Below are 22,997 nucleotides of genomic sequence, written 5' to 3'. Positions count from 1 at the left end.
TTGCGGGCCAAAACACCATTTGGCGCGGCCTGCGCCACAATGCCCGATTTTTGGGCAGTCACTTGCCGGGCAGGGCAGGCTGAACCGGATCGCCATGACGCAGGCCGCCCACCCTGCGCCCAACAGTAACAAGGCGTACCGCGCAGTGCCGGCCGCGACGAGGAGACACGGGGCCGGCCGGGCAAATCGGCGTCAAAGGGCAGTTTGCCCGGCCTTGGAACTCAGCTTTTTTTAGGACCGCGCCTCGCGCAACGACGCCACGAGCAGGCCTATGCCCAGCGCGCCCACCGCTAGCGCCGCCAGGCGATTGGCGATCCCGCGCGAACGGGAATACGCCAGCCGCACACGCTCGCGCGAGAACAGGTAAGCCAGCAGCATGTGCCAGCACAGGGCATTGATGATGATCATGGCTACCGCCGCAGTTTGCAGGCCTGTGCCGGGCGCCGCTGGAAAGGACGCTGCGAACACGCTGCCGAAGAACAGCGCCGACTTGGGGTTGGTGAGGTTGGTCAGAAAGCCCAATCGAAAGGCCGCCAGCGAAGACACCGTCGGGCCCGTGCTGCCCAGCGCCACGCCGCCGGAGCGCCAGAGCCGGCTGGCAACATACAGCAGATACAAGCCGCCGGCCACCTGAAGCGCCAGGCGCAGCCCCGGAAACACCAGGAAGATGGCGTTGACGCCGAGCACCGCGCAGAGCGCCCAGATGGCGGCGCCAGCCGTCACACCGAGCGCCGCGAACACCGCGCTACGCGCCCTGTCGCTGGCCGCGAGCTGCGAGACCAGCAGCACGTTGGCCCCCGGGCTCATCATGGCCGCGACGTGGAGAAACCAGATGGTGAGGAGGATGGAGAGCATGGGAATCGCCCTGTGATGACGGTATGCCGGCCATGATAGCGGCCCCGCCCGAACCGCGCTTCAGCTCGCGGCAGCGCGCCCCAGCCGGTCGCGCACGCCGTCCCATTCGGCATCGCGCGGCGGGTTTTCGACCCAGATCAGCTTGACGCCCTTGGCGTCGAAGTCGCGCAGCACGGCAAACAACTGCTGGGCAGCCGCCAGCGCGTCGTCGGGCATGCGGCGGTACAGCACCTTGTCTGACTTGATGCGCACGATGCTGCGGGCATAGATGGCTATGTGAGCCGCGTCGGCGCCGAGCAGGTCCAGCGCCGTCTGTATGGGGCCGGCATCCATCAGGCGCACCTTGGCATCCGGCGCGTAGTGCGCCTCCAGCGTTCCGGAAGCGCGCGGCGCATGGCCCAGGTTTTCATGGCCCTGCTCGAATTCGTCTTTGCCCAGCACGGCTTCGCCGCAAGCTGCCTCGAGTTGTGCGCGTGTGAGAACGCCCGGACGCAGCAGCACCGGCTGGCCGCGCGTGCAATCGACGATGCTGGACTCGATGCCGACGTCGCAGGGACCGCCATCGAGCACCAGCAAGCTGTCGCCAAACTCCTGCTGCACGTGCTGCGCGGTGGTGGGGCTGACGCGGCCGAAACGGTTGGCACTGGGGCCGGCCACGCCGGTGTCGCAGGCCTTCAGAAATGCCAGCGCGACGGGGTGCGAGGGGCAGCGCAGGCCGATCGAATCCTGGCCGCCCGCGGCTGCCGCGGCCACGCCCGGCTTGCGCGGCAGGATGACGGTGAGCGGGCCGGGCCAGAAGGCCGTCATCAAGCGTGCGGCAAAAGGCGGCACGCTGCTCGCGTAAGCCTGCACGTGCGCGGCGTCGGCCACATGGACGATGAGCGGATGGTCAGAAGGGCGGCCCTTGGCCTCAAAGATGCCGGAAACGGTTTTATCACTCGATGCATCGGCGCCCAGGCCGTACACCGTTTCAGTCGGGAAGCCGACGAGCTCGCCCGCCTGGATGCGGCGCGCGGCCTCAGCAATGGCCTTCGGGTCGGTGCCGGACAAAATCATCAGATGTCTTCAAGGCCGGGCAGCCCCAGGATGGCGGCCGCCCGGCGCGCCGTGGCCCTGACCGCGGCGATATCGGTGCCGGTGATATTGAGGTGGCCCATCTTGCGGCCGGCGCGCGCTTCGGTCTTGCCGTAAAGGTGCAGATGCGTGCCGGGCAGAGCGAGCACAGCGTTCCAGTCGGGCGTGCGCGCCTGGCCTTGGGCATCAAGCCAGACGTCGCCCAGCAGGTTGAGCATGATGGCCGGCGAATGCTGGCGCGGCTGCGGCAAGGGCAGGCCGGCCATGGCATGCACCTGCAGGTCGAACTGCGAAACGTCGCAGGCGTCTATCGTGTAGTGGCCGCTGTTGTGCGGGCGCGGCGCCATCTCGTTGACCACCAGCGCGCCGTCGGCGCTGCCGTCGTCGACCAGGAAAAATTCGACGCAGAGCACGCCCACATAGCCGACATGGTTCGCGATGGTGTGGGTGGCCGCCAGCGCGCGCTGCGCCAGGGCGGCGGGCATATTGCCTTCATAGGCCTGTGTGACGGCCAGGATACCGTCGACGTGCACATTTCGCTGGGGCGCGAAGCTCACGATACGGCCATCCCAGCCTCGTGCCACGATGACCGAACATTCGGCCTTGAGCGGCAGCATTTTTTCGAGCACACAGGGCGCCTGCTTGAGGCCTGCCCAGGCGGCGGCGAGTTCGCCCGCGTTTTTGACGCGGACTTGGCCCTTGCCGTCGTAGCCCATGCGCGCGGTTTTCAGGATGCCGGGCAGCAGCTCGGCCGGTACGGCGCGCAGTTGCGCTTCTGTTTCGATGACCGCGTAAGGCGCGCAGCTGACACCGGCCAGCGCGCCCGATTCGGCCGCACTGGCGGTGAAGTGGGATTTTTCCTCGATGCGGTTTTGCGCGATGGCGACGGCAGCCGCCCCCGGCGCCACGGGCCGGCTAGCAGCCAGCGCCTGCAACGCGCCCGCCGGCACGTTTTCAAATTCAGTGGTGACGGCGGCGCACAGCGCGGCCAGTTCCTGGAGGCCTTGCTCGTCGGCATAGCCGGTCTGGATGTGGTGATGGCTCACCAGGCCGGCCGGGCTTTGCGCGTCGGGGTCGAGCACCGCGGTGAAATAACCCAGGCGCTGCGCGGCGTGCACAAACATGCGGCCCAGCTGGCCGCCGCCCATCACGCCCAGCGTGGCGGGCTGGCCGGAAGTTGAAACGGTGCCGGGGAAAACGGGGAGGCCGGAAGGAAGGCTCATGCGGGTGGCAGGGTCATGGCGTGGGCGGCGGCGGTCTGCTCGGCGCGGAAGGCCTGCAATTTGGCGGCCAGCGTTTTGTCGTGCAGGGCCAACATGGCGACGGCGAACAGCGCCGCGTTGGCCGCACCGGCGTTGCCGATGGCGAAGGTGGCGACGGGAATGCCCTTGGGCATCTGCACGATGCTGTGCAGCGAATCAACGCCCTGCAAATGCTTGCTGGCCACCGGCACGCCCAGCACCGGCACGGTAGTCTTGGCGGCCAGCATGCCGGGCAGGTGGGCCGCGCCGCCGGCGCCGGCGATGATGGCCTGCAGGCCGCGGCCTGAAGCCGCTTCGGCATAGGCGAACAATTCGTCGGGCATGCGGTGGGCGGACACCACGCGGGCTTCGTGCGCCACACCGAACTGCGTGAGGATCTGCACCGCGTGCTGCATGGTCTCCCAGTCGCTGCTGGAGCCCATTACCACGCCCACCAGGGCAGCCGGATTGTTTGTCGTCGTCATTGGGACCTTCTGGGCATGGGGTTTCAGGTTTGCAGGCCGTTCGCCCGTAACCCCTGATTTTAAGGGTTAGGCGTGCATGCTATCGTTTGGCCCTGCTCCCTGGGCCAAGCCAGCTGCGCCGCAGCGGTTGAAACCCTCTATTCCAGCCCCAATTTCATTGCACCATGATCGACGTCACCATTGCCAATTTCGAAGCGGAAGTCGTTGCCGCTTCCATGACCACGCCCGTACTGATCGACTTCTGGGCGCCCTGGTGCGGCCCCTGCAAGTCGCTGGGCCCGATTCTTGAAAAAGTCGAGGCTGAGTACGCAGGCCGTTTCAAGCTCGTGAAAATCGACTCCGACCAGGAGCAGCAGCTGGGCGCGGCCTTCGGTATACGCAGCATCCCGACCTGCATCCTGATGATGAACGGCCAGCCGGTGGACGGCTTTGCCGGCGCGCTGCCCGAAGGCAAGGTCAAGGAATTCCTGGACAAGCACCTGCCGCCGGCAGGCGAGCCTGAAGAGCCGGAACTGGCGCTCGAAGAAGAAAACACCGACCCGGCCGCCGTGCTCGAAAAACTGCAGCATGCGGTGGCCGCCAACCCGGCCGACGACAACGCCCGCTTCGACTACGTGAAGCTCTTGCTGCAACTGGGCCGCGAGGACGACGCCAAGGTGGCATTTGCCCCGGTCATCGCCCAGACGACGGTGGTGCGGCGTTTCGACTCGCTCAAGCGCTGGATGGATGCCTTGGATTTTGCGGCCGCCCAGGACGCGGGCGCCGCGGCAGCGCTGGACGCCAGGATCGCGGCCAACAAGCGCGACTTCGAAGCGCGCTTTGACAAGGCCCGTGGCTTGATGGCCCGGCAGCGCTGGACCGAAGCGCTCGACGAACTGCTGGAAATCCTGATGCGCGACAAGTCCTGGAACGAGGAACTCGCGCGCAAGACCTACATCGCCGTCCTGGACGCCATGGAAGCACCCAAACCCAAGGTGGCTGATGGGCAGATTCCGCCTGAAGACCCCACCGTGGCCACCTACCGCCGGCGGCTAAGCAGCGTCATCCTGAGCTAGGCACTACTGGCCGAAAAGCCAGCGGGTCAGGGCAAAGGCAAAACCAAACAGCGCGGCATAGCCGGCAACCTCCACACTGAATTCGCGGCGCGACTCGCGCCAGGCGCGCAGCCGCTCGACCAACAGGCCCGCCACCACGGGCGCCAGCAGCAGGTTGAGGATTTGCAGCCAATGCAGGCGTATCGCCAGGTGGGGCACGACCAGAACAGTCAAGATGCCGGCGGCAATGCCGGTCATGACGGACCATGCCGCTTCCTGCGCCGCCGTCAGTTCGTGGTCGCGCCCGCGCAGCTTGTACCAGGCGGCCTTGAACGCGCCGCCAAACATCTCGCCAAAAAGCTGTAGAAACAGCTCGCCGAAAAACTCGAACAGCAGTTCCAGCAGGAATTCCATCGCAGCGCCCGGCTGGCGTTGGGCTTCAGGCGATCAGACGGGTCAAAGCTTCCTGATATTTAGCGGCAGTCTTGGCGACCACATCGGCCGGCAGGTGCGGCGAGGGTGGAGTTTTGTCCCAGGGCTTGCCGTTGATGCGCACGGCTTCGAGCCAGTCGCGCACGAACTGCTTGTCGTAGCTGGGCGGGTTCTGGCCGGCCGCGTAGGCGGCTTCATAGCCTTCTATGGGCCAGTAGCGCGAGGAATCGGGCGTCAGCACCTCGTCCATCAGGGTCAGCGTGCCGTTTTCGTCGAGGCCGAATTCAAACTTGGTGTCGGCAATGATGATGCCCTTGGTGAGGGCGAAGGCTGCGGCGGTGCTGTAAATCTCTATGCTGATTTTTTTGATCTGCGCGGCGAGCTCCGGGCCGACGACCTTGACCACCTGTTCGTAGCTGATGTTCTCGTCGTGCTCGCCGGCTTCGGCCTTGGCGGCCGGCGTGAAGATGGGCTCGGGCAGCTTGCCGGCATTCTTCAGGCCCGCGGGCAGCGGCACGCCGCAGACGGCCTGGCTTTCCTGGTATTCCTTCCAGCCGCTGCCGGCCAGGTAGCCGCGCACCACGGCCTCAACCGGGATGGGCTTGAGGCGCTTGACCAGCATGGAGCGGTTCACCACCTGCGGGACCTCGGCCGGCGTAACCGCGCTTTCGGGCGCCTCGCCGGTCAGGTGGTTGGGGCAGATATGGCCCAGCTTGCCGAACCAGAACAGCGCCATCTGCGTGAGCAGCGCGCCCTTGCCGGGAATCGGCTCGCCCAGGATGACGTCAAAGGCGCTGAGCCTGTCGCTGGCCACCATCAGCAGCCTGTCCTTGCCTACGGCGTAGTTGTCGCGCACCTTGCCGCGCGCGAGCAGGGGCAGGGAGGTCAGGGCGGAGGTGTGGAGTGCTTGGGTCATGGTGGAAGGAGGAATCAAAGTAAAAAGCCCGCGACTCGCAAGAGCCGCGGGCTTTGAATTATCGCCAATCCGCGCGGGCGGCTAGCAAAAAAAGAAGGTGTGGAGAAACCGTCGCGAGCGCCCCCAGCCCGGTGCGAGGACCGGAGCCGTACAAACGTACGGTGAGGACCGCAGCGCCGGGATCGGGGCGCGCAGCAGGTTTATTCACACCTTCTTAATGGACGACTTGGGCCAGCTCACCCTTGGCATATTTGGCGGCCACGACCTGCAGGGTATCGCCCTTGATCTTGGCGCCCTGGCCTTCGCAGCCGAACTGGATGTAGCGCTGCTTGCAGATCTGCTTGGCGGCTTCGCGGGCGGGCTTGAGCCATTCGCGCGCGTCGAATTTTTCGGGGTTTTCGGCCAGGAACTTGCGCACCGCGGCCGTCATGGCCAGGCGGATGTCGGTATCGATGTTGATCTTGCGCACGCCGTGCTTGATGGCTTCCTGGATTTCCTCGACGGGCACGCCGTAGGTTTCCTTCATGTTGCCGCCGTACTGGCGGATCAGGGCCAGCAGCTCCTGCGGCACCGAGGAAGAGCCGTGCATCACCAGGTGGGTGCTGGGAATGCGCTTGTGGATTTCCTTGATGCGGTCAATCGCCAGGATGTCGCCGGTGGGCTTGCGGGTGAATTTGTAGGCGCCGTGGCTGGTGCCGATGGCGATGGCCAGCGCATCGATCTGCGTGCGCTTGACGAAGTCGGCGGCCTGCTCGGGGTCGGTCAGCAACTGCTCGCGCGTCATGGTCGCATCGGTGCCGTGGCCGTCTTCCTTGTCGCCCTTCATGGTTTCCAGCGAACCCAGGCAGCCGAGCTCGCCTTCGACGGTGACGCCGTACTTGTGGGCCAGCTGGGAGACCTTTTTGGTCACTTCGACGTTGTAGTCGTAGCTGGCGATGGTCTTGCCGTCCGCTTCCAGCGAGCCGTCCATCATCACCGACGAAAAGCCGAGGTCGATGGCGCCCTGGCAGACGTCGGGGTTCTGGCCGTGGTCCTGGTGCATGACCAGGGGGATGCTGGGGTACATCTCGATGGCGGCCTGGATCAGGTGCTTGATGAAGGGCTCACCAGCATATTTGCGCGCGCCGGCGCTGGCCTGCAGGATCACGGGCGCGCCGGTTTCCTTGGCCGCTTCCATGACGGCTTGCACCTGCTCGAGGTTGTTGACGTTAAAAGCCGGAATGCCGTAGCCGTTGACTGCCGCATGGTCCAGCAGCTCGCGCATCGAAACGAGTGCCATGATCAGAATCCCCAGAAAGTAAAAAACGCTGCCCAAAAGGGCGGGTTTCGACGGAGGGCCGCGCAGCACGAGGGCTGCATTGGTGGGCCGTAACCGCGAAGTAACCGAGGCCCTCATTCTACCGGCTGCTGAAAGACCATTTATTCAGGGAGTTAGCGGCAGAACCATGCGGTAACAGCGTGTAAAAGGCGCGGGGGCGGGCAGTTGCGCAAATCGGCCGCCGTGCACGTCCATCACACGGCCCACGATTTTGTGGCCCAGGCCCAGCCTCTCGGTGGAAGGCGCCACCGCGCCCTGGGCGCCCTGACCGTCATCACAGACCTGCAACCAGGCCCCGCCGCCGTCGTGGCCCCACTGGACGCAGACGGCCGTACCGCGGGCCGTGTGCTGCAGGGCGTTGTCGACAAGGTTGCGCAGGGCCAATTCCAGCAACAGCGGATGGGCCAGCACCTCAAGCCCGTCCTCGCCGTGCACGCTGAGCGTATGCCCGCTTTCCCAGGAGGCCTGTGCATAGCCGGCCACCACCTGCCCGGCCAGGGCGCCCAGGTCCAGGCGCTGCATCTGCCGCTGCAAGTCCGCGCGGCTGGCCCGTGCCAGCGACAGCAGTTGGGTGATGACGTGCCCGGCACGCATTGCGTCGGCGCCCAGCTGCGCCAGCGCCTGTTCGCGCGCGCTCGGTGAAAGCTCCCCGCGCAGCGCTGCCGCCTGCAGGGCAATGGAGGACAGCGGGGTGCGTAATTCATGGGCCACCTCGCTGGCCAGCTGCCGCTCGCGCTCCATCGAGGCCTGCTGCTGGCCCATCAGCGTGTTGATGGAACGCACGACCGAATTGAATTCGCGATACGGATGGCGGGCCTCCAGGCGCTCGGCCTTGTCCACTTCAAGTTCAGCCACGTCGCGAGACAGCGCCTGCAAAGGCCGCAAGCCGCGCCAGATGGCCGCGCCCAGCGCGAGCGCCACCACGGGCAGCAACCACAGGCCCGGCTCGGCCAGTTGCCCGGCGACGTCGGCGGCCATCTCGTCTCGTTCGTCGGCGCGCACCAGCACGGTGACCTGCCGTGCATGCGAGGCGTCCCACTGGGAAAAACTGCGCCAGGTGGCCGGGGGCGTACCCAGCTCCAGGTCGGCGAAGCCGGCTTGCTCGCTGAAGGGCGGCAAGGGCGCATCGCCCGAACGGGCCAGCAGCCGGCCGCCGGTGCCCCGGACCAGCACGCTGAGAGAAGGCTGGTAGTCGTGGCTTTTCAGCGTGGGAATGGCGGGGCGAACGGTTTCCCGCGCCGCATCCACAAAAGGCGGCAGGTCCAGGTTGAGCATCAGGGCCGCCGTGCCGGCCAGGTGTCCATCGGTCAGCTCGCCCGCCTCATGGATGCCCGTGCGGTAACCCACCGCTACAAAGCCGGCCCACACCAGCACCAGCGCCGCCAGCATCCACAGCAACAGCCGGCGCGTCAGCGAAGCCTGCGCACGCGATGCGGGCTTCATGCGCCCTCCCGCGGTATGAAGTAGCCGACGCCGCGCAGAGTCTGGATCAGGCTCTCGCCCAGCTTGCGCCGCAGGTGGTGCACATGCACCTCGATCGCATTGCTGCCGACGGCATCCTGCCAGTTGTAGAGGCGCGCTTCGAGTTGCTGGCGCGACAGCACCCGGCCGCGCGACTCCAGCAGCAGGAGTAGCAGGGCGAATTCGCGCGGTGCCAATTCCACGCCCTCGCCCGCGCGCAGCACCGTGCGGGCCGCCGGATCCACCACCAGATCGCCATGAGCCAGCAGCGGATGGGCCCGGCCCGCCGCGCGCCGCAGCAGCGCGCGCATGCGGGCCTCAAGCTCATCGAGGTCAAAAGGTTTGGCCAGGTAGTCGTCGGCGCCGAGGTCAAGGCCCGAAATCCGGTCTGCGACCTGGTCACGCGCGGTCATGATGAGTACCGGCGTCAGTGGATCGGGCAAGACGCCGGAGGCGCTCGTGGGGGCGCGCCGCAACTGCGACAGCAAATCGCCGCCGTCGCCGTCCGCCAGTCCCAGGTCCAGCAGCACCAGGTCAAACGGCTCGCTGGACAGGGCCGACCACGCGGAGCCCAGGCTGGCGCAGACATCGACCGCATAGCCCCGCTGCTGCAGATTGGTCCGCAGGCCCAGGGCAATGCCGGCATCGTCTTCGACCACCAGGATTCTCATGGGGCCATTGTCGGTGCTTCGTGCGGCGGCAGGGGGCTATGCAAGCCGCCTGCAAGGCCTTAAGGATGAGTTAAGACGCCCCCGATACCTTGCGGTTTCCCCTTGGCCACCCGCTCGCGTGAACCCCCATGACTGCCACCCCTTTTACTGACGACGGCAAGACCCTTGCGTCCCGCGTTTTCCTCGCCACACTGATCAGCCTCGCGCTGCTGCTGGCCTGGGACCAATCAGGCCTGGACCTGTGGATGGCGCATTGGTTCGGCTCCGCTGCCGGTTTTGCCTATGAAGACCACTGGTTCTGGCGCGGCACACTGCACGACGACATCCGCTGGCTCCCGTGGGGCGTTGAACTGGTGCTGCTGGCGGCCATGGCGCGGCCCTTCGGCGCCCTGCGACAACTGGCCGTGGAGCGCCGCGTCCAGTTGGCACTGACCACCCTGGCCTCGCTGCTGGTGGTGTCCACCCTCAAGCTGCACAGCCTTACCAGCTGCCCCTGGGAGCTGCGCGAGTTCGGCGGCACCGTGGCCTATGTGTCGCACTGGGCCTGGGGCGTGCGCGACGGCGGCAGCGGCGGCTGCTTTCCGGCCGGCCATGCCTCGGCGGGTTTTGCGTTTCTGGGCGGTTTTTTTGCGTTCCGCCACACCCTGCCCCGCACGGCACGGCGCTGGCTGGCAGGCGCATTGGCGGCGGGGTTTGTGCTGGGCCTGGCGCAGCAGGTACGCGGGGCCCACTATATGAGCCACACGCTCTGGACCGCCTGGCTGTGCTGGGCATCGGCGGCCCTGGTGGACAGCATCGTCAGCCAGATGATTTCACAAAGGCCGTCACCCGCTCCAGCACAGGCGCCCGCCCTCTCAGCACCGGGGCCATAGAACCCAGCAGGGTCGCATGCCCGACGCCGCCCAGCAATTCCGACTGCACGCGAGCGCCGCTCTCGCGCAACCGCGTTGCCAGCGCCACGGTGCTGCGCTGCGGGTTGACGGTGCGATCCTCGGCGGCCGCAAGCAGTAGCGCAGGAGGAGATGCCCGGGAAGCGTGCGCAAGTGGCTGGCTGTCAGCGGGCGTGGCCGGCCACTCGAACGCCACCTGGGCCTTGGGATCGACGATTGGCAGGAAGTCGTAAGGGCCGGCCAAACCTATCCAGCCGGCCAGCTGCGAGGGAGCCATCCCCTCGGCCCGCAGCCAGCGAGCATCGAGCGCGAGCATGGCGGCGTTGTAGGCGCCGGCACTGTGGCCCATGACAAAAACACGGGCCGGGTCTGCACCGAATTCGGCGGCATGGTCCCTGGCCCAGCGCACGGCGCGCGCGCTGTCCTGCACAAAAACGGGGTAGCGGACCGCCGGGCTCAGCCGGTAGTCGGCGATGACGGCGACGATGCCCTGCGAGGCCAGGGCTTCGCCGACAAAACGGTAATCGGCGCGCTCGCCGGAAGACCAGTTGCCGCCGTAGAAAAACACCACCAGGGGCGCGTTGCGGCTTGCGCCAACCGGTTGGTAGACATCGAGCCGCTGGCGCAGCTCAGGCCCGTAGGCAAGCCCTTCGCTGCGGCGGTAGGTGTCGGTGGGCACCGTGGCGTTGAGGAGATCGACAGCCGAGCACGCTGTCAGCAGCGCGGGAAGCATGGCAAACAGCGAGCGTCTGGGCAATCTGGAATCTATGTTGGGCATGGACTTCAGAATACGCATCCCCAGTCTTAACGGATTCAGCCGATCTTCTCAGGCTCCATAGGACAAGGCCTTTATCGAGCGCGGGAGTCTTATTCCAGCGTGAGCCGCGGGACTGGCTTTGCCAGACCGCAGGCGGGCGGCCCCCGAGGGGCTGGAGCCCGCGGCTCCAAAGCTGCTTGAGCAGCTTTGGACGGGCGACAGAGGCGAAGCGTCTCGCGAGCCGCGGCCTGCAAGGCCTCGGAAGCTACACGAAGTGAGCGACCGTGGGGGGCGATCTCTAGGCCACTCTGCAAATTTTGAGCATGTTGGTGCCGCCAGGCGCGCCCATGGGCTCGCCGCAGGTGATGGCGTACACGTCGCCGCTTTGCACGATGTTGCGGCGAAGCAGGTGGCCTTCGGCCTGTTCGAGCGCGGTGTCGCGGTCGGCGCTGGTGTCCATGAGCAGGGGACGCACATTGCGGTACAGCGCCATCTTGCGCTGCGTGGCCAGGCGCGGCGTGAGTGCGTAAATCGGCACGCGGATGTCGTGGCGGCTCATCCACAGGGGGGTAGAGCCGCTGTCGGTCAGCGCGACGATGGCCTTGGCGCCCAGGTGGTGGGCGGTGAACAGCGCGCCCATGGCGATGGACTGGTCGATGCGGCTGAAGGTCTTGCCGGAAAAATCGCCTTCCAGTTCCTTGTATTCGGCCTTCTCGGCTTCCTCGCAGATCTTGGCCATTTCCTCGACGGTTTCCAGCGGGTATTTGCCGGCCGCGGTTTCGGCGCTGAGCATCACCGCGTCGGTGCCGTCCAGCACCGCGTTGGCGACGTCGCTGACCTCGGCGCGCGTGGGCACCGGATTCACGATCATGGATTCCATCATCTGCGTGGCGGTGATGACGACCTTGTCGCCGGCACGCGCCATCTTGATCATGCGTTTTTGCAGGGCCGGCACGGCGGCATTGCCGACTTCCACGGCCAGGTCGCCGCGGGCCACCATGATGCCGTCGCTGACGCGCAGGATTTCTTCCAGTTTCGGAATGGCCTCGGCGCGTTCGATCTTGGCGATCAGGCCGGGCTTGTGCTTGTAGGGCGCAGCAGCCACGTTGCACAGCTGGCGCGCCATTTCCATGTCGGTGGCGTTCTTGGGAAAGCTCACGGCCACGTAATCGGCCTGGAAGCTCATGGCCGTCTTGATGTCTTCCATGTCCTTGCCGGTCAGCGCCGGGGCCGTCAGGCCGCCGCCCTGCTTGTTGATGCCCTTGTTGTTGGACAGCTCGCCGCCCAGCTTGACGGTGGTGTGCACCTCTTCGCCGCGCACCATGTCGACGGTCAGCACGATCAGGCCGTCGTTGAGCAACAGCACGTCGCCGGCCTTCACGTCACGCGGCAGTTCCTTGTAATCGAGGCCCACGCCTTTCAGGTCGCCGAGCTCGGTGCGGGACGCATCGAGGACAAATTTCTCGCCGGGCTCGAGCTGGACCTTGCCTTCGGCGAACTTGCCGACGCGTATTTTGGGGCCCTGCAGGTCGGCCATGATGGCGACCTCGCGGCCGGCGCGCTGGGCGGCTTCGCGCACCAGCTGGGCGCGGTCCACATGGTCCTGGGCCGTGCCGTGGCTGAAATTGAGGCGCACCACGTTGACGCCGGCGCGGATCATTTTCTCCAGCAGTGCGGGATCGCTGGAAGCGGGTCCGAGGGTGGCAACGATCTTGGTGGCGCGACGCGGCATAGTGAATGTCTCCATGTAATTTAGTTTCCGATTTTCACACGGAAATAGTTACAGAGGCGTTACCAATTCGGCGCCCGGGGTCATCCTGGGACCCGCGCGGCAGGAAAAGAAGACTCTCGAAGACGCTCAGCCCGCGGCGCGCTTTTGCAAAATCTCGAAGGCCGGCAAGGTCTTGCCTTCCAGCACCTCGAGGAAAGCGCCGCCGCCGGTAGAGATATAGCCGACCTGCTTTTCGATACCGTACTTGGCGATCGCGGCCAGCGTATCGCCGCCACCGGCGATGGAGAACGCGCTGCTGTCGGCAATGGCGCGTGCAATGCCTTCGGTGCCCTTGGCGAAGGCGTCGAACTCGAACACGCCGACCGGGCCGTTCCAGACGATGGTGCCGGCGACCTTGAGCTGCGCGGCCAGTCTCGCCGTGGTTTGCGGGCCTATGTCGAGGATCAGGTCGTCATCGGCCACGTCGGTGGCGGCCTTGACGGTGGCCGGCGCATCGGCGGCAAAAGTCTTGGCGGTGACCACGTCGGTCGGAATCGGCACTTCGGCGCCGCGCGCCTTCATGGCTTCGATCACGGCCTTGGCTTCGGCCAGCAAATCGGCTTCGACCAGGCTTTTGCCGATTTTCAGCCCGGCGGCCAGCATGAAGGTGTTGGCGATGCCGCCGCCCACGATGAGCTGGTCCACATTGGCCGCCAGCGACTTCAGGATGGTCAACTTGGTGGACACCTTGCTGCCGGCCACGATGGCGACCAGCGGCCGGCGTGGCGCCGTCAGCGCCTTGGAGATCGCGTCCATTTCAGCGGCGAGCAGCGGGCCGGCGCTGGCCACGGGCGCGTACTGCGCGATGCCGTAGGTGGAGGCTTCGGCGCGGTGCGCGGTGCCGAAGGCGTCGTGCACAAAGATGTCGCAGAGCGCGGCCATCTTGCGCGCAAGTTCTTCGCTGTTTTTCTTCTCGCCCTTGTTGAGGCGGCAGTTTTCGAGCAGCGCCAGCTGGCCCGGCTTGAGTTCCACGCCGTCCACCCAGTTGGACACCAGCTTGACTTCGCGCCCCATGAGTTCGCCCAAGCGCTTGGCGACCGGCGCCAGCGAATCGGCCGGCTTGAATTCGCCTTCAACGGGGCGCCCAAGGTGGGAAGTCACCATGACCGCGGCACCGGCATCCAGCGCCATCTTGATGCAGGGGATGGAGGCGCGCACGCGTGTGTCTTCGGTGATGTTGCCGGCGTCATCCTGCGGCACGTTGAGGTCGGCGCGGATGAACACGCGCTTGCCGGCAACTTTGCCGCTGGCGCACAGGTCGGAGAAACGGATGAAGTTCATGAGGAGGCTCGCAAGGAAGTGAATTTTCAGGCGGTGCCGGCCTGAGTTGCCGCAATTGTAGGCGGGCGTTTTCGACTCAACGCGGTCGCGGGGCGCCCTTGCTTTTGCTTACCTGCCTACCACCCTAGAGCAATGTGCAAGGGCAGGTAAACCGCCATGCCGGCCAGGATGGTGCCCAGCACGCCATGGCGCCAGTAGTACCAGGCCGTGCCCGCGACGACCGCAAAAAGGCGCGCGTCTTTCCAGGTGGCGATGAGGTGGCCCTGGGTCATGACCATTTCCGGCACGATGACCGCCGCCAGCGCGGCGATGGGCGCGTAGTGCAGGCCGCGCTGGGCCCAGCCGGGCAATGTCCAGGGCTTGTCCGACAGGAAGAAGAAGCAGCGCGTGAGGACGGTGATCGCCGTCATGCCCAGGATGGTGGCCACGGTCCAGAGGTCGGTTCCATTCATGCAGCGTCTCCGGTGCCGGTGACGGGCGTCGCGGGCTTGGCCGGCGCCTGTTTTTCGAGCAGCAGGCAGACCGCTACCGCAGCCGCGATAGCCACCAGGATATTGAGCTTGAGCGGCAGGGCGAAGGTGGCCACGGCCGCCGCGCCGGCGATGCCGGCCGACACAGCCCGCAGCCGCGTGGTGGCCAATGAACACATGATGCCCAGCAAGGCCAGGATGCCGGCAAAGCCCAGCCCCCAGGACAGCGGGATGGAATTGGCAAGCGCGATGCCGAGCAGGCTGGAGCCCACCCAGCTGATCCAGGCGATCGCGCAGTTGCCTATCCAGTAGGCCTCCTGCGCTTCAATGACGGCGGAGTCGGTGCCCGGGTGCGGAAAGCGCCTGGTGAACAACACGTAATTGAGGTCGGCCATCAGGTAACCAAAGCCCAGGCGCTTCCACAGGCCCTGGTGCATCACATAAGGCCGCAGATGGGCGCTGAAGACCATGAAGCGAAGGTTGACGCAAAACGAGGTGGCCAGGATCACCCACATGGGAGCACCGGCCACGATGAGCGGAAGCGCCGCCAGCTGTGAACTGCCGGCAAACACCAGGATGGCCATCAGCAATACTTCAATCAGGCTCATGCCCGACTTGATCATGGCCACGCCCGTCATCAAGCCCCAGGCGGCAATGCCCGGCGCGACCGCCGCCATGTCGCTGACACCCGCCCGGAAATCCGGATGGTTGAACAATCTTTTCACAAAACCCTCATTCCTCTTGAGCCGCCTGGCCAAACACCATGCCGGGCCGAATATCAAATCCCCGCAAGAAATCCGCCGCATCCAGCGCCTTGCCTCCGGCCTTTTGAAGGCGGCTCACGCGCAGAACGCCATCAACCGCAGCAATGTCCACCCCCTGAATGCCGGCAGCCAGCACCTGCCCGGGCTGTGCCTCCACCGGCAGTACCGCCCCAGCCAGCATCTCGGCCCGCCAGAATTTGATCGTCTGCCCTTGCAGTACGCCGGCAGCACCGGGGAAGGGATTGAAAGCGCGGATCCGCCGCTCAATCACCGCCAGGGCTTGTGCCCAGTCCGTCATCGCCTCGTGTTTTTCGATTTTGTGGGCGTAAGTGACGCCGTCTGCCGGCTGGGGAACCGGCTTGAGGCCGCCGCATGCGGCCAGCTCAAGCGCCTCGACAATGAGGCGCCCGCCCAGGCTCGCCAGCTTGTCGTGCAGGGAAGCGGTGGTGTCCTGGGCGGCGATCGGCAGCTTGTCCACCAGCAGCATGTCGCCGGTGTCCAGCCCCGCGTCCATTTGCATGATGGTGATGCCGGTTTCTGCATCACCCGCCTCGACGGCACGGTGGATGGGTGCGGCGCCGCGCCAACGCGGCAGCAGCGACGCGTGGATATTGAGGCAACCCAGCCTGGGAGCGTCCAATACCCATTGCGGAAGAATCAGTCCGTAGGCAGCGACGACCATCACGTCCGCTCTCGCGGCAACGATGGCTTCGCGAGCGGAAGCTGCTTCATCCGGGAATTTGCCGTCCAGGCGGAGGCTGCGCGGCTGGGCAACGGTGATGCCGGCGCTTGCAGCCCATTGTTTGACGGGGGAGGCCTGCAACTTCATGCCGCGGCCGGCGGGGCGGTCGGGCTGGGTCAGGACCAGGGGAATTTCAAAACCGGCGGCGTGCAATCTTTCGAGGGCTACGCGGGCGAACTCAGGGGTACCGGCAAATATGACGCGCATGGCGCCAGATTCTAAAGACTCCTAGGGGAAACCCCGGGGCAGCAGCGGCAAAGCCCGCATCCCTGATGGCCGGGATCAGCCTGCGGACTCGCGGTCCTCATCCTTTTTCTGCTTGATCATCTTGGTCTTGATGCGGTTGCGTTTCAGTGGAGAGAGGTATTCGACGAAGACCTTGCCCAGCAGATGGTCCATCTCATGCTGGATGCAGACCGCCAGCATTCCTTCGGCCTCATACACCTGGGACTTGCCGTCCAGGTCCAGGGCCTGGACCTTGATGGAGGTGGAGCGCTCCACGCCGTCATAAATGCCGGGCACCGACAGGCAGCCCTCGTCGCCCACACGCGTTTCCTCGCTGGCCCAGAGGATTTCGGGGTTGATCAGCACCATGGGCTGGTTACGCTCTTCGCTCACGTCGATGACGATCAGGCGCTCGTGCACATTGACCTGGGTGGCGGCCAGGCCGATGCCCGCCGCTTCATACATGGTTTCGAACATGTCGTCGGCCAGCTTGCGCAGGCGAGCGTCAACCGCCCCCACGGGCTTGGCTACCGTGTGCAGGCGGGGATCGGGGTAACGAAGAATGGTCAGCTGGCTCATGGGGGAAGGCAAGGGGAAAAGAGGGCCCGAGGGGGAGATGTCGCTATTTTCGCCACTTTTCCTGGTTTTTCAGCATCCTGATATTCCCAGAATCGCGTATTCGTTGCTTAATCAAGGGCTTAGGTACAAAATCGTTAGTAATTTATCAAGATACGACACGGTCTTTTCCGCCCGCATCCGTTGCGGATTGCCCGTGCCAATCCCCTAAAAGAGCCGAAGGCCTACAAAGATGCAAACAATTTTTGGTCGTTTCAGTCAGATTTCAATAGCCGCAACTGCCCTCCTGGGCATTGCCGGCGGCCTGCATGCCCAGAATTACCCCATCACACCGGGCCAAAAAGCAACAGCCGCCCAGGTGGCCGAGGCAGGGGTTCCCCTCAGCGAACTGGCGCCCAATGCACCGGACGAATACACCGTCAAGCGCGGCGACACGCTCTGGGCCATCTCCGGCATCTTCCTCAAAAGCCCCTGGCGCTGGCCGGAACTGTGGGGCATGAACCTGCAGGACATCCGCAACCCGCACCGCATCTACCCGGGGCAGCATCTTTACCTGGACAAAACCGGCGGCCGGGCCACCCTTCGCACGCGCCAGGCCTCCAGCGACGGCCCGCCGACCGACACGGTGCGCGTATCGCCTCGCACCCGCTATGAATCCCTGGCCGACAGTTCCATTCCTACGCTGTCGGCCAACGTCATCGAACCCTTCCTCTCGGAAGCCGTCCTCGTTGACGACGCGACCTTTTCACGGGCGCCCCGCATCGTCGCCGCCCAGGAAGGGCGCGTGCTGCTCAGCCGCGGCGATCGCGCCTATGCACGGGGCGAGTACGTGGGCGGCGTTGCCACCGGTACACCCTTGAGCGACGCCAAGGGCCAGCCGCTTGATTACCGCGTCTATCGCAATGCCGTAGCCCTGAAAGACCCGACCACCCAGCAAATTCTGGGCTACGAAGCGCAATACATCGGCAAGGCCGAGCTGATGCGCGGCGAATCCGTCACGCAGGTGACGGGCAAGGACGGCAAGCCGCAGCCTGAGATTACGCCCGCCACCATTGACATCGTCTCCACCAAAGAAGAAATGCGTGTCGGAGACCGCCTGCTCCCCGAACCCACCCGGGAACTGGTCAGCTATGTCCCGCACGCCCCTGCCAGCCCCGTCACGGGCCAGATCGTGTCAATTTACGGCAGCGCCGTGGCGAACGCGGCGGAGAACCAGGTCGTGGTGATCAACCGCGGCGCGGCGGACGGCCTCGAACGCGGCCACGTCATGGCCATCCTCAAGGACGGCGAGCGGCTGGCCGACAAGACCGACAGCGCGCGGCCGCAGATCAAGCTGCCCAATGAACGCAACGGCCTGATGATGGTGTTCCGTACCTTCGACAAGCTCTCCTACGCGCTGATCCTGCAGATCACCGACGGCGTGAAAGTCGGCGACCGCTTCACCAACCCGAACTGAGTCAAGGCGCTGCCTGCGGACGGGCCCGCCCTGGCGCGGCCCGCCGACAGCCGCCCTCCCTCCGCAAAATCCCCCGACTGACGTGGACACGCAAGAGCTCCAGGCCTGGCTGCGGCTGACGCTTTCCCCGGGCGTGGGAAACGAAAGCGCGCGCAAGCTGCTGGCCGCTTTTGGCTCGGCGCCGGCCGTCTTTGGCCAGACCGCGGCAGCCCTCAAGCAACTGGGCGGCGACAAGCTGGCCAAAGCCATCCTGGCGGAGCCGCCGGTGCTTGCGGCCCAGGTGCAGGTCACCCTCGAATGGCTGCAGGCCGGCGACGACAGGCGGGTCGCCACGCTCGGCGACGCCGCCTACCCGGCCGCCCTGCTCGACATCGAAGACCCGCCCTTGATGCTGTACATGCTGGGCACGCTGGCCGGGCAGCCGACGGCGGCGCCTCGCATTGCCATTGTGGGCAGCCGCAACCCGACGCCGCAGGGCGAGGCCAACGCCCGGCAGTTCGCAAAAGCCTTCGGGGCCGCCGGGCTTTGCGTGGTTTCAGGGCTGGCGCTGGGCGTTGACGGCGCTGCGCACGACGGCGCACTGCTGGGCGGCGGCGACACGATTGCCGTGGTGGGCACCGGGCTGGACAGGGTCTATCCCAAAAAACATCTCGCGCTGGCGCACCGGATCGCGCAGCAGGGCATGATCGTCAGTGAATTTCCCCTGGGCACGCCGCCGCTGGCGGGCAATTTCCCACGGCGCAACCGCATCATCTCCGGCCTGTCCCGCGGCACCCTGGTGGTGGAAGCGGCGCTGCAATCGGGCTCGCTGATCACGGCACGGCTGGCAGCGGAGCAGGGCAAGGAGGTCTTTGCCATACCCGGCTCCATCCACTCGCCCCAGTCGCGCGGTTGCCACGCGCTGATCAAGCAGGGGGCCAAGCTGGTGGAGCTGGCGCAGGATGTACTGGAAGAGCTGAACCTCTCCCGCACCGAGGCTCTTGCGGCTGGCAACGAAGACACCACGGCCTCTGAAAGCGACGATCCCCTGATTGCCGCCCTGGGTTTTGATCCCGTGAGCCTGGACGCCCTGCAGGCGCGCACCGGGCTGGACACTCCGCGCTTGCAGGCCAGCCTGCTGGAGCTTGAGCTGTGCGGGCAGGTAGTCCGCTTGCCGGGCGGTCTGTTCCAGCGCCTGGCCGCTGGTTGACCCGGCGGATTTCCAGCGCACCGCGGGGCCCGGCCGGACGTTTGACACGGCTGCCAACATCTGCGTTATATTGGGTGCATGTTTGAAGTACTGGTGTACGTCTACGAGAACTACTGGCAAGGTGACGCTTGCCCCGAACTCCAGCAACTGAGCCGCAAACTCACCGCGGCGGGATTCGACGCCGAAGAAATACAGGCCGCGCTTGTCTGGCTCGACGGCCTGAACATCGCGGCACAGGGCACGCAGATCAGCCTGCCAGCCAAAGCCCCCCAGGGCGCCGGCGAATCCCCCGGAAACTCCCTCGCCATCCGGCAACAATCCGCCGACAGCCTGCGCGTGTATTCCGTTGCCGAGCAGGTGCACCTCGGCGCGCAAAGCCTGGGATTTGTAACCTTCCTCGAATCCTCCGGCGTATTGCCGCCGCACATGCGGGAGATCGTTATCGACCGCGCCATGGCGGCGCCCGGCGACCCGGTGACGCTGGACGACCTGAAGATCATCGTGCTCATGGTGTACTGGAGTTTCGGGGAAGAGCCCGATGCGCTGGTGCTCGACGAGCTCTGCGACGACACGGAATTTCGCCTGGCGCACTGAAGTGCGCGCCGGCGCGCACCGCCGGCCGGCCCTTGCGCCCGCGGGCGCCTTCCAAAGCGAAAATTAAAAACCTAGCCCAGCAAGCGCTCGGGGTTGGCGTCGAGCTTGGCCAGGGCGTCGCGCGTCGCGCGCACCGTCAGCGCTTCTTCTTCCGTCGGCACCAGGAGGCCCGCCTGCAGGTAGGCTGCCAGGCGGCGGGCCTGGATCAGGAAATTGCGTCCGTCTGCCGAGGCAAACAGGTGCAGTTGCTTGCGGCCGCTGCACCAGGCGAACTGCACGTGGCTGACCTTGCCGTTGTGGTCCAGGCTGAACCATGAGCCCAGTTGCAGCTCCTTGGCCCAGGCGCGCATGGCTTCCGTGGGGTGGCTGCCGCCGTCGGCAATCACTTCGATGTCGGTGGCATCGATGCCTATCATGGTCACCAGGCTGTCGGTGTCCAGCGGCAAGTCCCCGACATCCTCGTCGGACAGGTAATCTTCGAGATTGGTCAGGCGCTTGGCCATGGCCTCCACCTTTTCCACGGGGATGGCGTCGGTCTTGGACATGAAGGCATCGGCCAGGGTGTCGCTGATGATTTTCAGGTGGCCGTCCTGGTCGGCCACGCCCAGGCCCAGCATGCCCATACCCATGCGCAGCAACTGCAGCAGTTTGGGCAGGTCGGCGATCACGCGCGCGCGGTCATTGCGGTTCGGTTTGGCGCTTGCCGCCCACACCAGGTCGGCGGCGGCCCGCTTGAGGGTGAGGGTTTCCTCGTGCTGCGGGCCGTTCTTCATGGCGGCGATCGCCAGCACCTCGGCCCACACCTTGAACAGGAACTCGCGGATCTCATCGCGCACCGGCATGTCATTGAGCATGTTGCGCATCTCAATGGTGTACTGGATGGTCATGGTCTCTTTTTGCTCGACCTGCTGGGCCACGCTCACCACGCGGGCGGCGCTGCCGTGCTCCGAAAGAAACCGCGACAGGAATTTGTCGAATTCGTCATAAACGAGCTGGAACACCCGGCGCCCGGTTTCGGGATACTGCTCGATCACCTGCACGACGCGCTTGATCTCGGCCTCCAGCACACCGCCCGACACCGTGACGTCAAAGCCAAGCACGCACGAACCCATGCGGTCTATCAGCCGGCGCGCGGGATGCTGCAGGGACTCGAAGAACTCGGGCTCGGAGATCGCCACGCGCAGCACCGGCATCTGCAGGCGCGCGAACCAGACACGGATGACCGCGGGGATCCGGTCTTCGGCCAGGATGCTCTGGAACATCAGGGCCACGATTTCAATGGTCGCCTTCTCGGAGGAGGTGGACGCAGCCTCCTTGAGCTTGGTGGTGCGTTCACGCAAAACGCCGACGGCGTGGTCCACATGCGCCTGGCCGTAAACCTGGCCTGGCGCATCCACCAGCAGCGTGCGCTCGGCGCCCGTGTCCTGTGGGCGCTCCACGCTGGCCATGGCCTGCGCCAGCTGCGGCGAAGCCTGGCTGGGCCGCGTATCGTCGAAGCCCGCCGCCTGGTTTGTCAGCAGGCGCTTGAGTTGCCCCATCACGCCCTGTGCACGCATTCGCGCCCGGGCGAGGGGGGTTGTGGCGGTCTGCAGGCGGGTTTCGTCATACACCCCCTGGCCGGGGCCCGTCGTGGCCTCCTGGCCTCTGCCCGTATTGGCTTGACCGGGGCCCTCAGGGCCGTTGCCTGTTCTGCCGGCGCCGCCCTGGAAGCCTGGGCCACCCGCTGCCGCGCCACCGCCCGAAAAACGCCCCATGCCCTGCCCGGCTTGCATACCCCCGCCCGCCGCGGCATTTGCGCCTCGCACACCGCCACCTGCACCCGCTGCGCCTGTAACGCCTCCCCCGGTGCCGCCATAGGGGGATCCCGTGCCGCCGCCTCTGTATGAGCCGGCACCGGAACCACCGCCACGGGCACCACCCGCAGAGCCCGAACCCCGGCCGCCGAACGATGATGGGCCGCCGGCGCCTCCCGATTCACCGTAGGAAGGCGAGGCGTTGTTTGCGCCAGCAGCGCCGTAGGCGCCGCCTCCACCTCCACCGCCCATGCCGGACCCGCCCGGGCTGTCGTCGCCTTGCTGCGGAGTTTTTCCTCTTTGCGATTCAGGCGCCGCCGTTTTGGCGGGAGCGCCAGTGCCGGGAGCCGAGGGTGTGCGCTTGACCAGCGGCCTCAGGTCGATTTCCGCCATCACGCCCTGCTGCACCAGGAATTCGTTGGTGGCGTGATAGGTTTCGAGCAGGTGCTCGCCCATGTCCTTCTGGATGCCGCTCTGGACCGCCAGCCAGACCTCACGCGGCAGGCCGGCCTTGCCCCACTGCTCCACGAGATGCTGGGCGAGCACCTCGGGGCGCAGGATGTCCTGCTTGTGGAGTTCGGTGATTCCTTCCAGGTTCTGGATGCGCAGGCGAAGGTCGTTGAGCTCCCAGCTCGTGAAATCAAGCAGGCGCAGCGCCAGACGCGATGCGAGGATCTTGTCCTCCATCACGTCGTTGTCCATCAGTTCGAATTTTCCGCTGTCCAGGAAGCGGGCCGGTGAGTTGGCGGCGGGCGCAGCCTGCGCGTTGGCCCAGGCGGCTGTGGTGCCGCGGACCCAGGCATCGCCGCTTTTCTTGAAGGCCAGCCAGCCGTCGCGCCGCTCCTGCATGTCGCGGGCGCTGCCCGGCTGGTCGACCAGCGCGGACAGCTTGTCCTGAATGGTTTTGGCCAGCGCGGGCAATATCCGTGCTGCACGCTCCGTAAACAGCGCGCGAGCCTGCTCGACCAGATGACTGTTATTTTTGTTGCTTGGCACGACCGC

At 65.9% G+C, this 22,997-nt stretch carries 22 protein-coding genes; 5 read left to right on the top strand and 17 right to left on the bottom strand.

From position 1 onward, the window contains the following. Positions 1-231: 231 nt before the first annotated feature. From AC1DXS_RS00365 to purE, 4 genes are read right to left on the bottom strand one after another with little or no spacing between them, the layout of a single operon-like run. On the bottom strand, positions 232-855 hold the full coding sequence (locus AC1DXS_RS00365; RefSeq protein WP_477735613.1) for a LysE family translocator: 624 nt from the start codon (positions 853-855) through the stop codon (positions 232-234). A 60-nt stretch (positions 856-915) separates the two neighbouring features. Then, a complete protein-coding gene (locus AC1DXS_RS00360) occupies positions 916-1,911 on the bottom strand; it encodes an L-threonylcarbamoyladenylate synthase (protein WP_477735612.1) in 996 nt (331 codons plus the stop codon). Continuing rightward, entirely contained in the window at positions 1,911-3,152 is a 1,242-nt protein-coding gene (locus AC1DXS_RS00355) for a 5-(carboxyamino)imidazole ribonucleotide synthase (protein ID WP_477735611.1), read from the bottom strand. Before AC1DXS_RS00355 ends, AC1DXS_RS00360 begins: the two co-directional genes overlap by 1 nt. Beyond that, positions 3,149-3,655, bottom strand: coding sequence for a 5-(carboxyamino)imidazole ribonucleotide mutase (purE, locus tag AC1DXS_RS00350; protein WP_477735610.1), 507 nt, complete (start codon positions 3,653-3,655; stop codon positions 3,149-3,151). The genes AC1DXS_RS00355 and purE overlap by 4 nt, the downstream gene beginning before the upstream one ends. Before the next feature lie 164 nt (positions 3,656-3,819). On the opposite strand from purE, the gene trxA reads away from it, so the two are divergent. After that, positions 3,820-4,710: a thioredoxin gene (trxA, locus tag AC1DXS_RS00345; RefSeq protein ID WP_477735609.1), complete on the top strand. Its 891-nt coding sequence runs from the start codon at positions 3,820-3,822 to the stop codon at positions 4,708-4,710. Positions 4,711-4,713: 3 nt separating this feature from the next. Here trxA and AC1DXS_RS00340 read toward each other — a convergent pair whose 3' ends face one another. The 5 genes from AC1DXS_RS00340 to AC1DXS_RS00320 all read right to left on the bottom strand — a co-directional run bounded on the left by AC1DXS_RS00340 (position 4,714) and on the right by AC1DXS_RS00320 (position 9,487). Continuing rightward, on the bottom strand, positions 4,714-5,103 hold the full coding sequence (locus AC1DXS_RS00340) for a hypothetical protein (protein ID WP_477735608.1): 390 nt from the start codon (positions 5,101-5,103) through the stop codon (positions 4,714-4,716). 25 nt (positions 5,104-5,128) lie between these two features. Beyond that, positions 5,129-6,037, bottom strand: a complete 909-nt coding sequence (locus tag AC1DXS_RS00335; protein WP_477735607.1) for a phosphoribosylaminoimidazolesuccinocarboxamide synthase — start codon at positions 6,035-6,037, stop codon at positions 5,129-5,131. Positions 6,038-6,251: 214 nt separating this feature from the next. Then, complete coding sequence (gene fba, locus AC1DXS_RS00330) at positions 6,252-7,316, bottom strand: class II fructose-bisphosphate aldolase (protein ID WP_477715423.1); 1,065 nt, start codon at positions 7,314-7,316, stop codon at positions 6,252-6,254. A 144-nt stretch (positions 7,317-7,460) separates the two neighbouring features. Beyond that, positions 7,461-8,798 (bottom strand): histidine kinase dimerization/phospho-acceptor domain-containing protein, encoded by a 1,338-nt coding sequence (locus AC1DXS_RS00325; protein ID WP_477735606.1) that lies wholly within the window; start codon positions 8,796-8,798, stop codon positions 7,461-7,463. Beyond that, the gene (locus tag AC1DXS_RS00320) at positions 8,795-9,487 is read right to left on the bottom strand and encodes a response regulator (RefSeq protein WP_477735605.1); all 693 of its coding nucleotides are present in this window, start codon (positions 9,485-9,487) and stop codon (positions 8,795-8,797) included. Before AC1DXS_RS00320 ends, AC1DXS_RS00325 begins: the two co-directional genes overlap by 4 nt. A 128-nt stretch (positions 9,488-9,615) precedes the next feature. Between AC1DXS_RS00320 and AC1DXS_RS00315 the strand changes: the two genes are divergently transcribed. Beyond that, positions 9,616-10,359 carry a phosphatase PAP2 family protein gene (locus tag AC1DXS_RS00315; protein WP_477735604.1) on the top strand — a complete coding sequence of 248 codons (744 nt, stop codon included), beginning with the start codon at positions 9,616-9,618 and terminating at the stop codon, positions 10,357-10,359. Here AC1DXS_RS00315 and AC1DXS_RS00310 read toward each other — a convergent pair. From AC1DXS_RS00310 to def, 7 genes are all read right to left on the bottom strand, one after another. After that, positions 10,286-11,155: an alpha/beta hydrolase gene (locus AC1DXS_RS00310; protein ID WP_477735603.1), complete on the bottom strand. Its 870-nt coding sequence runs from the start codon at positions 11,153-11,155 to the stop codon at positions 10,286-10,288. The genes AC1DXS_RS00315 and AC1DXS_RS00310 overlap by 74 nt on opposite strands. Before the next feature lie 277 nt (positions 11,156-11,432). Beyond that, a complete protein-coding gene (gene pyk / locus AC1DXS_RS00305; protein WP_477735602.1) occupies positions 11,433-12,866 on the bottom strand; it encodes a pyruvate kinase in 1,434 nt (477 codons plus the stop codon). Positions 12,867-12,992: 126 nt separating this feature from the next. Next, a complete protein-coding gene (locus AC1DXS_RS00300; RefSeq protein WP_477735601.1) occupies positions 12,993-14,186 on the bottom strand; it encodes a phosphoglycerate kinase in 1,194 nt (397 codons plus the stop codon). A 116-nt stretch (positions 14,187-14,302) separates the two neighbouring features. Beyond that, entirely contained in the window at positions 14,303-14,638 is a 336-nt protein-coding gene (locus tag AC1DXS_RS00295) for an AzlD domain-containing protein (RefSeq protein WP_477735600.1), read from the bottom strand. Beyond that, on the bottom strand, positions 14,635-15,333 hold the full coding sequence (locus AC1DXS_RS00290; RefSeq protein ID WP_477735800.1) for an AzlC family ABC transporter permease: 699 nt from the start codon (positions 15,331-15,333) through the stop codon (positions 14,635-14,637). The genes AC1DXS_RS00295 and AC1DXS_RS00290 overlap by 4 nt, the downstream gene beginning before the upstream one ends. 55 nt (positions 15,334-15,388) lie before the next feature. Continuing rightward, a complete protein-coding gene (gene fmt / locus AC1DXS_RS00285) occupies positions 15,389-16,369 on the bottom strand; it encodes a methionyl-tRNA formyltransferase (RefSeq protein WP_477735599.1) in 981 nt (326 codons plus the stop codon). A gap of 75 nt (positions 16,370-16,444) precedes the next feature. Beyond that, complete coding sequence (gene def / locus AC1DXS_RS00280; protein WP_477735598.1) at positions 16,445-16,966, bottom strand: peptide deformylase; 522 nt, start codon at positions 16,964-16,966, stop codon at positions 16,445-16,447. A 229-nt stretch (positions 16,967-17,195) separates the two neighbouring features. On the opposite strand from def, the gene AC1DXS_RS00275 reads away from it, so the two are divergent. The 3 genes from AC1DXS_RS00275 (at position 17,196) to AC1DXS_RS00265 (ending at position 20,202) form a co-directional block, all read left to right on the top strand. After that, positions 17,196-18,419 (top strand): LysM peptidoglycan-binding domain-containing protein, encoded by a 1,224-nt coding sequence (locus AC1DXS_RS00275; RefSeq protein WP_477735597.1) that lies wholly within the window; start codon positions 17,196-17,198, stop codon positions 18,417-18,419. An 82-nt stretch (positions 18,420-18,501) separates the two neighbouring features. Next, positions 18,502-19,608: a DNA-processing protein DprA gene (dprA, locus tag AC1DXS_RS00270; RefSeq protein WP_477735596.1), complete on the top strand. Its 1,107-nt coding sequence runs from the start codon at positions 18,502-18,504 to the stop codon at positions 19,606-19,608. 78 nt (positions 19,609-19,686) lie between these two features. After that, the gene (locus tag AC1DXS_RS00265) at positions 19,687-20,202 is read left to right on the top strand and encodes a Smg family protein (RefSeq protein ID WP_477735595.1); all 516 of its coding nucleotides are present in this window, start codon (positions 19,687-19,689) and stop codon (positions 20,200-20,202) included. Between the two features lie 71 nt (positions 20,203-20,273). On the opposite strand, the gene AC1DXS_RS00260 is transcribed toward AC1DXS_RS00265, so the two are convergent. Then, positions 20,274-22,991 carry a DUF1631 family protein gene (locus AC1DXS_RS00260; protein WP_477735594.1) on the bottom strand — a complete coding sequence of 906 codons (2,718 nt, stop codon included), beginning with the start codon at positions 22,989-22,991 and terminating at the stop codon, positions 20,274-20,276. Positions 22,992-22,997 lie beyond the last annotated feature (6 nt).

The organism is Polaromonas sp. P3_B1, from assembly GCF_056402935.1.
Note: the sequence above shows the minus strand (reverse complement) of the source record. Positions and strands in the feature narration are given on the sequence as shown.

What these genes read in the sequence shown, in the direction of transcription:
- AC1DXS_RS00365 (WP_477735613.1), bottom strand. Translation starts at nt 855, where the DNA reads ATGCTCTCCATCCTCCTCACCATCTGGTTTCTCCACGTCGCGGCCATG.
- AC1DXS_RS00360 (WP_477735612.1), bottom strand. Translation starts at nt 1,911, where the DNA reads ATGATTTTGTCCGGCACCGACCCGAAGGCCATTGCTGAGGCCGCGCGC.
- AC1DXS_RS00355 (WP_477735611.1), bottom strand. Translation starts at nt 3,152, where the DNA reads ATGAGCCTTCCTTCCGGCCTCCCCGTTTTCCCCGGCACCGTTTCAACT.
- purE (WP_477735610.1), bottom strand. Translation starts at nt 3,655, where the DNA reads ATGACGACGACAAACAATCCGGCTGCCCTGGTGGGCGTGGTAATGGGC.
- trxA (WP_477735609.1), top strand. Translation starts at nt 3,820, where the DNA reads ATGATCGACGTCACCATTGCCAATTTCGAAGCGGAAGTCGTTGCCGCT.
- AC1DXS_RS00340 (WP_477735608.1), bottom strand. Translation starts at nt 5,103, where the DNA reads ATGGAATTCCTGCTGGAACTGCTGTTCGAGTTTTTCGGCGAGCTGTTT.
- AC1DXS_RS00335 (WP_477735607.1), bottom strand. Translation starts at nt 6,037, where the DNA reads ATGACCCAAGCACTCCACACCTCCGCCCTGACCTCCCTGCCCCTGCTC.
- fba (WP_477715423.1), bottom strand. Translation starts at nt 7,316, where the DNA reads ATGGCACTCGTTTCGATGCGCGAGCTGCTGGACCATGCGGCAGTCAAC.
- AC1DXS_RS00325 (WP_477735606.1), bottom strand. Translation starts at nt 8,798, where the DNA reads ATGAAGCCCGCATCGCGTGCGCAGGCTTCGCTGACGCGCCGGCTGTTG.
- AC1DXS_RS00320 (WP_477735605.1), bottom strand. Translation starts at nt 9,487, where the DNA reads ATGAGAATCCTGGTGGTCGAAGACGATGCCGGCATTGCCCTGGGCCTG.
- AC1DXS_RS00315 (WP_477735604.1), top strand. Translation starts at nt 9,616, where the DNA reads ATGACTGCCACCCCTTTTACTGACGACGGCAAGACCCTTGCGTCCCGC.
- AC1DXS_RS00310 (WP_477735603.1), bottom strand. Translation starts at nt 11,155, where the DNA reads ATGCCCAACATAGATTCCAGATTGCCCAGACGCTCGCTGTTTGCCATG.
- pyk (WP_477735602.1), bottom strand. Translation starts at nt 12,866, where the DNA reads ATGCCGCGTCGCGCCACCAAGATCGTTGCCACCCTCGGACCCGCTTCC.
- AC1DXS_RS00300 (WP_477735601.1), bottom strand. Translation starts at nt 14,186, where the DNA reads ATGAACTTCATCCGTTTCTCCGACCTGTGCGCCAGCGGCAAAGTTGCC.
- AC1DXS_RS00295 (WP_477735600.1), bottom strand. Translation starts at nt 14,638, where the DNA reads ATGAATGGAACCGACCTCTGGACCGTGGCCACCATCCTGGGCATGACG.
- AC1DXS_RS00290 (WP_477735800.1), bottom strand. Translation starts at nt 15,333, where the DNA reads ATGGCGGCGGTCGCGCCGGGCATTGCCGCCTGGGGCTTGATGACGGGC.
- fmt (WP_477735599.1), bottom strand. Translation starts at nt 16,369, where the DNA reads ATGCGCGTCATATTTGCCGGTACCCCTGAGTTCGCCCGCGTAGCCCTC.
- def (WP_477735598.1), bottom strand. Translation starts at nt 16,966, where the DNA reads ATGAGCCAGCTGACCATTCTTCGTTACCCCGATCCCCGCCTGCACACG.
- AC1DXS_RS00275 (WP_477735597.1), top strand. Translation starts at nt 17,196, where the DNA reads ATGCAAACAATTTTTGGTCGTTTCAGTCAGATTTCAATAGCCGCAACT.
- AC1DXS_RS00265 (WP_477735595.1), top strand. Translation starts at nt 19,687, where the DNA reads ATGTTTGAAGTACTGGTGTACGTCTACGAGAACTACTGGCAAGGTGAC.